This is a genomic window from Oerskovia sp. 140933, from assembly GCF_059651515.1.
In genome coordinates this window covers 253,822-265,647 of record NZ_JAMXIO010000001.1, presented here as the reverse complement: position 1 = coordinate 265,647, position 11,826 = coordinate 253,822, and the positions used below count along the sequence as shown (strand labels likewise).

Annotated in this window: 12 protein-coding genes; 8 read left to right on the top strand and 4 right to left on the bottom strand. The window is 74.1% G+C overall.

Going from position 1 to position 11,826, the window contains the following annotated elements:
- Positions 1 to 187: 187 nt before the first annotated feature.
- The 6 genes from NHG27_RS01210 to NHG27_RS01185 all read left to right on the top strand — a co-directional run bounded on the left by NHG27_RS01210 (position 188) and on the right by NHG27_RS01185 (position 5,912).
- Positions 188 to 1,219, top strand: a complete 1,032-nt coding sequence (locus tag NHG27_RS01210; protein WP_497014475.1) for an ABC transporter ATP-binding protein — start codon at positions 188 to 190, stop codon at positions 1,217 to 1,219.
- Positions 1,216 to 2,091, top strand: a complete 876-nt coding sequence (locus NHG27_RS01205) for an ABC transporter permease (RefSeq protein ID WP_193721482.1) — start codon at positions 1,216 to 1,218, stop codon at positions 2,089 to 2,091. Before NHG27_RS01210 ends, NHG27_RS01205 begins: the two co-directional genes overlap by 4 nt.
- A 60-nt stretch (positions 2,092 to 2,151) precedes the next feature.
- Positions 2,152 to 3,492, top strand: a complete 1,341-nt coding sequence (locus tag NHG27_RS01200) for a sensor histidine kinase (protein WP_497014474.1) — start codon at positions 2,152 to 2,154, stop codon at positions 3,490 to 3,492.
- On the top strand, positions 3,489 to 4,094 hold the full coding sequence (locus NHG27_RS01195; protein WP_193721480.1) for a response regulator: 606 nt from the start codon (positions 3,489 to 3,491) through the stop codon (positions 4,092 to 4,094). The genes NHG27_RS01200 and NHG27_RS01195 overlap by 4 nt, the downstream gene beginning before the upstream one ends.
- Before the next feature lie 67 nt (positions 4,095 to 4,161).
- Positions 4,162 to 4,890, top strand: coding sequence for a lysophospholipid acyltransferase family protein (locus NHG27_RS01190; RefSeq protein WP_497014473.1), 729 nt, complete (start codon positions 4,162 to 4,164; stop codon positions 4,888 to 4,890).
- Positions 4,887 to 5,912 (top strand): NAD(P)H-dependent glycerol-3-phosphate dehydrogenase, encoded by a 1,026-nt coding sequence (locus NHG27_RS01185; RefSeq protein ID WP_321575545.1) that lies wholly within the window; start codon positions 4,887 to 4,889, stop codon positions 5,910 to 5,912. Before NHG27_RS01190 ends, NHG27_RS01185 begins: the two co-directional genes overlap by 4 nt.
- A 55-nt stretch (positions 5,913 to 5,967) precedes the next feature.
- On the opposite strand, the gene NHG27_RS01180 is transcribed toward NHG27_RS01185, so the two are convergent.
- Entirely contained in the window at positions 5,968 to 6,600 is a 633-nt protein-coding gene (locus NHG27_RS01180) for an AMIN-like domain-containing (lipo)protein (protein WP_321575544.1), read from the bottom strand.
- Between the two features lie 312 nt (positions 6,601 to 6,912).
- Between NHG27_RS01180 and NHG27_RS01175 the strand changes: the two genes are divergently transcribed.
- Positions 6,913 to 7,281 (top strand): DUF6191 domain-containing protein, encoded by a 369-nt coding sequence (locus NHG27_RS01175; protein WP_497014472.1) that lies wholly within the window; start codon positions 6,913 to 6,915, stop codon positions 7,279 to 7,281.
- A gap of 160 nt (positions 7,282 to 7,441) precedes the next feature.
- On the opposite strand, the gene NHG27_RS01170 is transcribed toward NHG27_RS01175, so the two are convergent.
- Together NHG27_RS01170 and NHG27_RS01165 are read right to left on the bottom strand one after the other, a co-directional pair.
- Entirely contained in the window at positions 7,442 to 8,623 is a 1,182-nt protein-coding gene (locus NHG27_RS01170; RefSeq protein WP_497014471.1) for a trans-sulfuration enzyme family protein, read from the bottom strand.
- A 160-nt stretch (positions 8,624 to 8,783) separates the two neighbouring features.
- On the bottom strand, positions 8,784 to 9,956 hold the full coding sequence (locus NHG27_RS01165) for an acyl-CoA dehydrogenase family protein (protein WP_497014470.1): 1,173 nt from the start codon (positions 9,954 to 9,956) through the stop codon (positions 8,784 to 8,786).
- Positions 9,957 to 10,051: 95 nt separating this feature from the next.
- On the opposite strand from NHG27_RS01165, the gene NHG27_RS01160 reads away from it, so the two are divergent.
- Positions 10,052 to 11,191 carry a D-alanine--D-alanine ligase family protein gene (locus NHG27_RS01160; RefSeq protein WP_497014469.1) on the top strand — a complete coding sequence of 380 codons (1,140 nt, stop codon included), beginning with the start codon at positions 10,052 to 10,054 and terminating at the stop codon, positions 11,189 to 11,191.
- 109 nt (positions 11,192 to 11,300) lie between these two features.
- Here the strand turns inward: NHG27_RS01160 and NHG27_RS01155 are convergent, their stop codons facing one another.
- Positions 11,301 to 11,792: a DUF3515 domain-containing protein gene (locus NHG27_RS01155; RefSeq protein WP_497014468.1), complete on the bottom strand. Its 492-nt coding sequence runs from the start codon at positions 11,790 to 11,792 to the stop codon at positions 11,301 to 11,303.
- Positions 11,793 to 11,826: the final 34 nt, after the last annotated feature.

Below are 11,826 nucleotides of genomic sequence, written 5' to 3'. Positions count from 1 at the left end.
CACGCACCGCGCCCGTCGGCGTCCTGCGGGGGGCGCCCCTGCGGGTGGCGCCTCCTGCGGGTCCCGCCCGGCCGGACCGGGTGGACGGTCCCGCGTGACAAACGTCATCGCGCAACGGTGACGAACCCGACGGAACGGGTGACGGGGTGCACTGCCCGGACCGCCCCGCGGCCAGCAGGCTGGAGGCATGGACAACGACACCTTCAGCAGCGGCCGCCCGGGCCGCGACCTCCCCGGGGACGAGCTCGTCATCGACGTGCAGGGCCTGCGCCGCCGCTACACGAGCAGCGCGCGCGGCAGCACGGGGTTCGAGGCCGTCGCGGGCGTCGACCTGCAGGTCCGGCGCGGCGAGCTCTTCGCGCTGCTCGGCACCAACGGCGCGGGCAAGACCTCGCTCCTGGAGGTCGTCGAGGGGCTGGCCCGCCCGACGGGCGGCACGGTCCAGGTCTTCGGCAAGGACCCCTACCGGCAGCGCGCCCAGGTCCGGCCCCGCATCGGCATCATGCTCCAGGAGGCCGGATTCCCCTCGGACCTGACCGCGGTCGAGACCGCGCGCATGTGGGCCGGCACGCTCGCCGCCCCGCGCCCCGTCGAGGAGGCGCTCGACCTGGTCGCGCTGCGCGGCCGCGCGGACGTCACGGTGAGCTCGCTCTCCGGAGGGGAGCGACGCCGTCTGGACCTCGCCCTGGCGCTCCTCGGACGCCCCGAGGTGCTCTTCCTCGACGAGCCGACCACGGGACTGGACCCCGAGAGCCGCCGCTCGGCCTGGGACCTGGTCCGCGGGCTGCTCGACGACGGCACGACGGTCGTCCTGACGACGCACTACCTGGAGGAGGCCGAGCGCCTCGCCGACCGCCTCGCGATCATGCACGGCGGACGGATCGTGCAGGAGGGGACCGTCGCCGAGATCGTCGAGGCGGAGCCCGCGCACGTCTACGTCGACGAGGCGAGCGTCCGGCCCCACCTCGCGGACCTTCCGCTGCTGCCGGGCGAGCGGGTCGTGCAGGTCGAGGGCGGGACCCTCGCGATCGTGACGCGCGACCTCCAGCGCAGCCTCGCGGTGCTGCTCGCCTGGGCCACCGACCGGGACGTCACGTTCGGCCGCATCGAGGCCCGCCCGGCGTCGCTCGAGCAGGCCTTCCTCGCGATCGCCGACGGCCCGGGGGCCTCGCTCTCGGGCCAGGCGTCCACCATCGACCAGACGGAGCGTGCAGCATGACCACCCAGACCCAGACCCGCACCTCCCGTTCCTCGGGAGCGACCGCGACCCCCCGGTCCTCGACCGGCCTCGCGGGCTCGCTGCGCCGCACCGGCTCGCTCGTCCGGGCCGAGACGACCCTGCTCCTGCGCAACCGCACGGCCCTGTTCAACGGCGTGGCCCTCGCCCCGGCCATGGTCGCCCTCCTGCACTTCTCCGGCGCCTTCGAGGCGTTCGTGGGAGAGGGCGCCGGGACGTCGGTCGTCGGGGCCTTCGCGCTCACGAGCCTCATCTGCTTCGCGCTCATGTTCGTCGTGTACTACAACCTCGCGAGCGCCTACGTCGCCCGGCGCGAGGAGCTCGTGCTCAAGCGTCTGCGGACCGGTCAGTGCTCGGACGCCGAGATCCTGGCGGGCGCCGCGACCCCCGCGGTCGTGACGATGCTCGCCCAGCTCGTCCTGGGCGGGGTCGCGATCGCGGTGTGGATCGGGCTCGACGTCCCCGCGAACGTCCTGCTGCTGCTCGTCGCCGTGATCGGGGGGACGTTCGTGTTCGCGGCCCTCGCCGCCGCGAGCACCGCCTTCACGCGCACGCTCGAGTCCGCACAGCTCTCGACGCTGCCGATCATGGCCGGCGCGCTGCTCCTGTCCGGGACCACGCTGCCGCTCACGCTCCTCCCGGAGCGGGTCCAGACCCTCGCCGAGTACACGCCCCTGCACCCCGTGGCCGAGCTCCTGACGATCGGTCTCACGGGGCTCGGGCCCGACGGCGTCGCGGTCGGTCTGGGGGAGACGTTCGCCCTGGCCGCGCAGCCCCTCGCGGTCCTGCTCGCGTGGTGCGTGCTGGGCGCGTGGCTCGCGACCCGGTACATGCGGTGGGAGCCGCGCCGCTGACGTCCGCCCGGCGCGCCGGGTGCGCCCGGGATGGAGCGCCCGCATGAAAGGCTGGCCCCCGTGAGCCGGAACCCCCTCGTCGGCGCGTGGTCGCGCCGCTCCAACCCCGAACGGTTCGACACCTACACGCGCTGGTCGCTCTACGTGGTGGCGACGTTCGAGCTCTACGTGGTCCTCTGGATCGTGGGCGAGGCGCCGACGGGGAACCCGGCGCTGCTCGCCCCCCTCATCGGGCTGAGCATCGCGCACACGGCGTCCTGCGTCGTCGTGGTCCGGTACGGGGTCACGCGGTTCCTCGGGGGCCCGCCCCCTCCCCGGTGGGCCCTCACCACCCTGGCGGTGCTCGCCGTCGCGACCAGCGTCGTCGGCACCGCGGCCTACCCCGAGGGCGACGGGTCGCTGTTCATGGGCAACACCCCCGTCCTGGTCGTGACCGCGACGCTCGGGTTCTCCGTCGCGGCGTGCGCTCCGCTCCTGACCTTCCGGTGGCTGGCGCTCGGGGCGCTCGGGGTCGCGCTGACCTCCGGGGCCGTCGCCTGGCTCGTCGCCCCGGTCCACGACGACACGGCCGTGGGCGCGGCGATCGGGCAGGGCATCGCCGTGGCCATCATGTGCGTCGGCGTGTTCGCGTCGTACCGCGTGTCCGTGTGGATGCTCGGGATCGTGTGGGAGCAGGAGCGCAACCGGGTCCTGCACGCGCGCCTGGCCGTCGCGGAGGAGCGCCTGCGCTTCTCGCGCGACCTGCACGACGTGTTCGGCCGCACGCTCTCGGTCGTGGCCGTCAAGAGCGAGCTCGCCGCGGAGCTGGCCTCGCGCGGGCGCCCCGGGGCGGCCGAGCAGATGCTCGAGGTCCGCCAGATCGCGCAGGACTCGCTGCGCGAGGTCCGGGCCGTCGTCGCGGGCTACCGTGCCGCGGACCTCGCGGCAGAGCTCAGCGGCGCGCGCTCGGTCCTGCGGTCGGCCGACATCGAGACCACGATCGAGTCGTGCGGCGACGGCGAGGAGAGCTCGCTGCCCGAGACCACCCAGGAAGCCCTCGCGTGGGTCGTGCGCGAGGCCGTGACCAACGTCGTCCGGCACTCCCACGCGACGCGCTGCGAGATCACGCTGCGCGTCGCGCGCGGCGAGGCGGTCCTGACCGTGACCAACGACGGCGTCCCCGACCTCGACCGCACCACGACCAGCCCGGGCAGCCCCAGCGGTTCGGGGCTGATCGGGCTGGGCGAGCGCCTCGCCCAGACGGGCGGGCGCCTGGAGACGCACCTCGAACCACCCGCGTTCCGTCTCACGGCCAGCGTCCCGCTCCCGGGGGTCGGTAGCCTCGTCTCGCGCATGCCGCTCGTCTCCCGGGGCCGCGGCACCGGCGCGCCCAGCCCCGCCCAGGAAGGCCCCACCGCGTGATCCGCATCCTGCTCGCCGACGACGAGAACCTCATCCGCGACGCCCTGGCCACCCTGCTCTCGCTCGAGGAGGACCTCGAGGTCGTCGTCCAGGCCGCGTCGGGGACCGAGGCGCTCGCGGCCGCGCGCAAGCACACGCCCGACGTCGCGGTGCTCGACCTGCAGATGCCCGGCCTCGACGGGATCGAGGTCGCCCACGCCCTCGCGACCGAGGCGCCCGGCTGCCGGGTCGTCATGGTCACGAGCCACGGGCGCCCCGGCTACCTCAAGCGCGCGCTCGAGGCGGGGGTCCGGGCGTTCCTCCCCAAGACCGTCTCCTCGCGCGTCCTCGCCGACGTGGTGCGCCAGGTCCAGGCCGGCGGACGCTACGTGGACCCCGAGCTCGCCGCCGAGGCCATCGCGGCCGGGACCAGCCCCCTGACGCCCCGCGAGGCCGACGTCCTGGAGCTCGCCGCGGGAGGGGCGCCCGTCGAGGAGATCGCGTCCCGCGCCTCGCTGGCCCCCGGCACGGTCCGCAACTACCTGTCGTCGGCCGCGGCCAAGCTGGGCGCGACGAACCGCCACGAGGCCGTCCACCTCGCGCGCCGCCACGGCTGGATCTGAGGCCGCACCCGGGCGAGCGGCGCCGTCGGGCCCGACGACGGCACGCGGCCCGGTAGGCTCGGTGACCGTGCCGACAGCCCACCCAGACAGCCGCGCCTACCGCGCCGTCGCGCTCATCGTGCGACCCCTGATGTTCACGATCACCCGCCGTGACTGGCAGGGGGCGGAGAACATCCCCGCCACCGGCGGGTTCATCGCTGCGGGCAACCACATGTCGAACATCGACCCGCTGACGTTCGCCCACTTCCTCTACGACCAGGGCCGGGCGCCCAAGATCCTCGCCAAGGCGTCGCTGTGGAAGATCCCCGGCCTGCGCTGGCTCCTGGACCGGACCGGGATGATCCCCGTGCAGCGCAACACCGCGGGGGCCGCGTCCTCGGTGAGCGCGGCCGTCGACCAGCTCGCGCTCGGCGAGTGCGTCGCGGTCTTCCCCGAGGGCACGCTGACGCGCGACCCGGACCTGTGGCCCATGGTCGGCAAGACCGGTGCCGCGCGCCTCGCGCTCGCGAGCCGCATGCCCGTGGTGCCCATCGCGCAGTGGGGCATGCAGGACATCCTGCCGCGCTACAGCAAGCGGTTCCGGCCGTTCCCGCCCAAGAAGGTCTCCGTCCACGCCGGGCCGCCCGTCGACCTGTCGGACCTCTACGAGCGTCCGATCGACACCGTGACCCTGCGCGAGGCCACCGACCGCATCATGGACGCCATCACGGCCCTGCTCGAGGACATCCGCGGCGAGAAGGCCCCCGCCGTGCGCTTCGACGTGCGCAAGAACCCCGGCTCGGAGGAACGCAAGTGAACGACCAGCAGATCACCGCCACCGTCCTGGGCTCCGGGGCGTGGGGCACGACCTTCGCCGCGGTCCTGGCCGACGCGGGCTGCGAGGTGCGCCTCTGGGGACGCAACCCCGACGTCGCCGCCGACATCAGCTCGACGCGACGCAACACGGCCTACCTCCCCGACATCGAGCTGCCCGCGGGACTGACCGCCACGACCGACGCGGCGCAGGCCCTCGCGGGGGCGCAGCTCGTCGTGGTCGCGATCCCGTCCCAGAGCGCCCGCGCGACCCTCGCCCCCCTGCGCGAGCACCTCGCCGACGGCGTCGTCGCCGTCTCGCTCATGAAGGGCGTCGAGCTCAGCACCGACCGCCGCATGAGCGAGGTCGTCGCCGAGGTGTGGGGCCTGCCGCTCGACCGGGTGGCCGTGGTCTCCGGCCCCAACCTCGCCCGGGAGATCGCCGAGCACCAGCCGACCGCGACCGTCGTCTCGTCCTCGAACGAGGACACCGCGCGCTTCGTCGCCGCCGCCTGCTCGTCCTCGTACTTCCGCCCGTACACCAACTCGGACGTCGTGGGCGTCGAGCTCTGCGGGGCCGTGAAGAACGTCATCGCCCTCGCCGTGGGTATCGCCCAGGGGCGCGGGTTCGGCTACAACACGACCGCGACCGTCATCACGCGCGGCCTGGTCGAGATCACGCGCCTCGGGCTCGCGCTCGGCGCCGACGCCGAGACCTTCTCCGGGCTCGCCGGCATGGGAGACCTGGTCGCGACCTGCACGTCACCCCTGTCGCGCAACCACACGCTCGGCAAGCACATCGGCACGGGGATGAGCCTCGACCAGGCCATCGCCGCGACGGGAGGCACCGCCGAGGGCGTCAAGTCCTGCCGGTCGGTCCTCGAGCTCGCGCAGAAGGTGGGCGTCGACATGCCCATCACGGCCGGGGTCGTCGCCGTCCTGCACGAGGGCATGCCCGTCGACGACATGGCACGCGGGCTGCTGTCCCGCCCGCAGAAGTCCGAGGGCGTGACGTCGGGACGCTGAGTCCCGCCCACGCTGCCGGCTCGGCGCCCTCCCGGGGGCGCCGAGCCACGACCCGTCACGTGTCGTCGTTGCGGACCTCCACGACGACCCGCGTCGGGTCGGTCAGGGCGTAGACCCGGAACGGGCTGACCTCGTCCGTCCCGATGAAGGCTTGCGTGTTCCCCTCGAAGACCCCGCGGAGCACGACCTCCTCGACCTCGTCGGTCTCCGCGACCCGCAGCGGGTTGGGGCCCGCGTACTCGGCGACCCCCGTGTCCATGGGGTAGCCCGAGCCGGAGATCATGACCTGGAGGGTCCCGTCACCGTCGACGTCGATCACGTCCCCCTTGCCGTCCTCGATCGCCTCCGGGACGTACTCGACGCGCCAACCGGGCGTGCCGGTGCCACCGAGCTCGAACACCACGCGGTCGAACCCGTCGTGGCGACCGACGCGCACGTCGGTCACCGTCAGCGCCGCGCCGGCCGACGGCTCGGCCGTGTCCGGGTCAGTGTTCGCGGGGAAGGGCGGGACCGAGGTCGACCCGTCGTCGTCGGTGGTCCCGGACGGGGAGTCCGTCGCGCCCGCCGAGGGGGACGGCGCGGCCGACGTCGACGGGGAGGGGGACACCGTGGAGGGGCCCCCGCTCGTCGTCCCGTCGTCGCCGTCGGTGTCGCCCGCGCAGGCCGTGAGGGTGAGAAGAGCAGCCACGACCGCGGCGGAGAACGCTGCATGTCGGTGTCGTCGGGCCGTGCCGTACATCGGTTACCTCCTGGAGCCACGTCCCCGAGAGCCTCTCCCGGGTGACCTTCGAGCGTAGGCGGGCAAGGACACGGAAGCGTGGAGGCACGGTCTCGATCCGGGGGCGAGTTCCTCACTCGACGCGACCGGGGCGCCGCGCGGTGACGAGGACCTTCGGCGTGTGCGCCGCCGGCGCCCGCTCACCGGGCGTCGTCGCACGCACGCCGGAAGCTCCCTCGCAGGAGTGATGACAGCGGCTCCCACCCGACCTACCGTGGTCCCATGTCGTGGTTGAGCGGTGTCGGCGGGACCCTGTTCCTCATCGTCCTGATCGTGGTCGTCGCCGTGGTCGCGATCGAGCGCATGGTCAGCGGGCGCTCCAGGGAGCGGCAGCAGGGGGACGGGCGCGGTGCGGGCGAGAGCGCGGGGGCGGGCGCGTTCGGAGAGCTCGTCGACGTCTTCCAGCCCAACCGGGTCCACCTCACCGAGGAGAAGGAGCGCCAGCGGCTCGACATCGCCCAGGCGCCGTCCACCGCGCCCCCGGTCGACGTCGACCTCGAGTCGGGGGTCGTCGTCTTCAGCGCGGACGTCGACGAACAGCGGCCCGCCGGTCCGGGCGACCCCGACGGTCCTGACCGTCAGCGTCCCTGACCGTCAGCGTCCCTGACCGTCTGCGCCCCTGACCCTCTGCGCCCCTGACCGACGGCCGGCCACCGCCCGGCGGCGGCCGGGACAGCCCCGGCGCGTCGCGCGCCCGGTCCCGGCTCGCCCCGACGCCGTGCTCGCGGGGTGAGCGGCGCCGTCGGGCCCGCTAGTCCCCGACCGTGGCGCGCAGGGCCCGGTCGAGGTCCGCCCACAGGTCCTCGACGTCCTCGATGCCGACGCTCAGGCGCAGCAGGTCCTCGGGGACCGTGTGCGACTCGGTCGCGAACCGCCGCCGCCGTTCCAGGCTGGACTCGACGCCGCCCAGGCTCGTCGCGGGGACCCACAGCCCGACGGCCTCGACGAGCGCGTCGGCGGCCTCGCGCCCGCCGCGCGGACGCAGCCCGATGATCGCCCCGAAGCCCGTCATGGTGCGGGCCGCGCGCTCGTGCCCCGGGTCGGTCGGCAGGCTCGGGTGACGGACCTCCTCGACGAGCGGGTGATCGGCCAGACGCCGGGCGATCTCCGCGGCGCTCGCCTGCGAGCGCTCGACCCGCAGCGCGAGGGTCCGCAGCCCGCGCAGCGCGAGCCACACCTCCCACGGCCCCGCGATCGCGCCGTGCAGCGTCCGGTACGCGCGCACCCGCGCGGCCAGCGCGGGATCGCTCGTGACGACGGCCCCGAGGACGACGTCGGAGTGCCCCGCCAGGTACTTGGTGACCGAGTGCACGACGACGTCCGCCCCCAGGACGAGCGGCTGCTGGCCGAGCGGGGTCGCGAAGGTGTTGTCGACCGCGGTCAGCACGCCACGCCGTCGGGCCGCGGCGAGGAGGACCGGGAGGTCGGCGACCTCGAGCATCGGGTTGGTCGGCGACTCGAGCAGGAGCAGGTCCGCCCCGTCGATCGCGGCGAGCACCTGGTCGGTGTCGGCCACGTCGACCCGGACGACCTCGACGCCGAGGCGCGTCGCGAGGTCGTCGGCGAACCCCAGGGTCACCTGGTAGGCGTGCCGGGGCAGGACGACCTTGCCGCCTGCGGGGACGAACGAGTAGACCGCCGCGATCGCCGCCATGCCGCTGCTGAACACGACGCCCGGCTCCGCAGCGCCCTCCAGGGCCGCCAGGGCTTCCTCGAACGGGTGCCACGTCTCGGTGTCCATGCGCGTGTAGAGGAGCTCACCCGGCTGCTGCACCCCGCGCGAGACGTACGTCGAGGACAGCACGACGGGCGGGTTGACCGGACCGCCCTGCTCACGCGGCGGGCGCCCCGCCGAGACCGCGAGCGTGGCCGGGGACAGCGGTGCGGCACGGTGGGCGGAGGGCGCTGTCGGCCCTGTCGGCTCGGTCGTCATGGGGGTGAGGTTACGCCCGGCGACCGGACGGGCGCCGCGGGCAACCGGTATGCGGGCCGGTCGCGGCGCGCCGGCGTGCTGGTGCGCCGAGCGTGCGGCCCGGGCCGAGGCGCGCCGACCGCGCGCGACCCGGGCCGCACGCCCGGGGGCTGCTCCGGGGTCAGTCCTCGACCGGCCCGAGCAGCGCGCTCGCGTACGTCGAGTGCGCCGACTCGTCGTCCGACGGGTGGAAGATGCCCGCGAGCACGTCGCGGTACAGGCGCCCCAGCTCGGAGGACGCGAAGTACGACGACCCGCCGGACACCCGGATCGCCTGGTCGACGACGACACGCGCCGTCTCCGTGGCCCGCACCTTGAGCCCCGCGACGGCCGTGAACCACCCCGCGCCACGGTCCACGAGCGCGTCGATCTCGCCCGCGAGCTGGTCGATCTGCGGGTAGATCCCGTCCATCGCGATGCCCGCGTCCGCGACGCGCCACCGGATGTCGGGGTCCTGGGACAGCGGCCTGCCGCCGTTCTTCATCGAGGTGCGCCGGTGCGCGTTCTCGACCGCGAGCTCCAGGGCGCGCTTGCCGATGCCCGTGTAGACCGACGCGAGCAGGACCTCGAACGTCGTGAGGATCGCGAGCACGAGCGGGTCCGTCGACGGCCCCGGGGCCAGGCGCCGGACCACGCGGTCGGCCGGGGCGTGCGCGCCCACGAGCATCGTGGTGCGGGACTGGCTCGCGCGCATGCCGACCGTGTCCCAGTCGTCCAGGACGTCGACGCCGCCGCCCCCGCGCGTCACGAACGCGTGCACCAGGCGTGGCTCGCCCTCCAGGCCCGAGCCGTCCTCGGCAGGTGTCTCGATCCCGAGCACGCCCAGCCGCGTCCACGCGGGGGACAGGGACGTGAAGATCTTCCGGCCGTGGAACGAGTAGCCGCCCCGGCCGTCGGGGCGTGCCTGGGTCCGCGACCCGAACAGCACCAGGTCGTTGCCCGGCTCCGAGTACCCGAACGCGAAGACCTCGCCGCGCGCGGCCTCCTCGAGCACGAAGTCGAGCGAGTGGTCGCCCCGCTCGTACAGGTAGCGCGCCACGCCGGTCCACACGTGGTGCATGTTGACCGCGAGGGCGGTCGCGGGGGCCGCACCCGCGAGGCGGACCTGCTCGTGCGCCACGTCCCGCAGACCCAGCCCTGGTCCGCCCATCGCGGCGGGCACGAAGGCCTGGAGGTAGCCGGCCGCGGTCAGCTCCTCGAGGTCCTCGGTGAAGAACGCGTTCTCGCGGTCGTAGCCCGCGGCGCGGGAGCGGATGCGGTCGAGCAGGTCGTCGGTCAGCAGAGGGAGGCTCATGCCCTCGTTCTATCACTGGTCCTCCACTCCGGGAGCACCTTGCGGCCCCCGTCCTGTTCACGTTGTCGATCGGGGTTCCGGTAGGGTCGTCGGCGATGTCCAGCCAGCCAGAACCCATTGCTCCCGCGCGCAAGGCGCGCGTCCTCCTCCTCTTCGGGGGACGCTCCGGAGAGCACGTGATCTCGTGCGCCACCGCCGGCGGCGTGATGCGCGCGATCGACCGCGAGCGCTACGAGGTCGTCCCCGTCGGTATCACCAAGGAGGGCCAGTGGGTCCTCGCGGCGGACGAGCCCGCGCGCTGGGAGATCACACCGGGGTACCTGCCCGAGGTCACGGCGACGGGTGGCGAGGTCCTGCTGCCGCTCGCGGTCGGTCAGCGCGAGCTGCGCGTCCTCGAGCCGGGCGAGTTCCCGCGCGAGCTGGGCGAGGTCGACGTCGTCTTCCCGCTGCTGCACGGCCCGTTCGGCGAGGACGGCACGATCCAGGGGCTGCTCGAGCTGGCAGACGTCCCGTACGTGGGTGCGGGCGTGCTGGCCTCCGCCGTGGGCATGGACAAGCAGTTCATGAAGCTGGTGCTCGCGGGCCAGGGGCTGCCCATCGCGCCGTACACGGTCATCCGGCCGGGGGAGTGGGACCGCAACCCCGCCGCCTGGACGGAGACCGTCGCGGGGCTGGGGCTTCCCGTCTTCGTCAAGCCCGCCCGCGCCGGGTCGAGCCTGGGGATCACCAAGGTCGACGACCTCGCGGACCTGCCCGCGGCGATCGCCGAGGCGCGCAAGCACGACCCCAAGGTCCTGGTCGAGGCCGGCGTCGTGGGCCGGGAGATCGAGTGCGCGGTCCTCGGGGGCCGCGCGGGCGAGCGCCCGCGCGCCTCGCTGCCCGGTGAGATCGTCGTCACGGACGCGCACCACGCCTTCTACGACTTCGAGGCCAAGTACCTCGACGAGGCGGGCGTCGAGCTGAGCTGCCCGGCCGACCTTCCGCCCCACCTCGTGGACGAGGTCCGTGACATCGCGGTCCGCACGTTCGAGGCAGTGGGTGCCGAGGGGTTGTCCCGCGTCGACGTGTTCGTGACGACCGACGGTCAGGTCATCGTCAACGAGATCAACACCATGCCGGGTTTCACGCCGTTCTCGATGTACCCGCGCATGTGGGAGAAGTCCGGGATCACGTACGCCGAGCTGATCGACGAGCTGATCCAGCTCGCGCTGCAGCGCCCCACCGGGCTGCGCTGACCGGCCCGCCGACCGGACGGGCAGACGCGAAGAGCGCGCCACCCTCACGGGGCGGCGCGCTCTTCGCGTCGTCGCGTCCTGCGGCCTCTCGCCCGGGCGCTGTGCCGACCTACATGCAGTAGCGCGTCTGCTCGACCTTGGACACCGCGCGGTTCAGGTCGGAGACGAAGTCCGTGGACTGGGAGTTCTTCACGGCAGGGGAGATCTGGACCTCGACCGCGGGGTCGCGGCCGTAGGTCACGAACGTCCAGGTGTCCTTGCCGTCGTCGGTCACGATCCAGTCGACGCTGCCCGCGGTGCTTGACACGCTCTGGCAGAAGGCCGTGGTGGGCTCGGGCGGCGTCACGCCGCAGCGCAGCGTCACGGCCGCGCCGGGCTCGCCCCACGCGGCGGTGGCCTGGCTGTCGGTCTTGATCTTCGGCAGCTCGCCGAGCTCGTCGGGGACCGCGAGGACGACCTCGGCGCACTTCGGGTTCGCGGCGTCCTCCGCGACCGGGACGCCGATCGTGGGCGTGCAGGCGATGAGGCCCGCGGCCACGGCGACCAGCAGGATCCCGGTGAGCGTCCGGCGTCGGGCAGGGGTACGGGGGTCGTTCAGCACCCTCCAACGGTAGCCGCTCCGGCGTGCTCCCCGG

Coding starts and splice junctions, on each gene's coding strand:
- NHG27_RS01210 (WP_497014475.1), top strand. CDS start 188: ATGGACAACGACACCTTCAGCAGCGGCCGCCCGGGCCGCGACCTCCCC.
- NHG27_RS01205 (WP_193721482.1), top strand. CDS start 1,216: ATGACCACCCAGACCCAGACCCGCACCTCCCGTTCCTCGGGAGCGACC.
- NHG27_RS01175 (WP_497014472.1), top strand. CDS start 6,913: ATGTCGTGGTTGAGCGGTGTCGGCGGGACCCTGTTCCTCATCGTCCTG.
- NHG27_RS01170 (WP_497014471.1), bottom strand. CDS start 8,623: ATGACGACCGAGCCGACAGGGCCGACAGCGCCCTCCGCCCACCGTGCC.
- NHG27_RS01165 (WP_497014470.1), bottom strand. CDS start 9,956: ATGAGCCTCCCTCTGCTGACCGACGACCTGCTCGACCGCATCCGCTCC.
- NHG27_RS01160 (WP_497014469.1), top strand. CDS start 10,052: ATGTCCAGCCAGCCAGAACCCATTGCTCCCGCGCGCAAGGCGCGCGTC.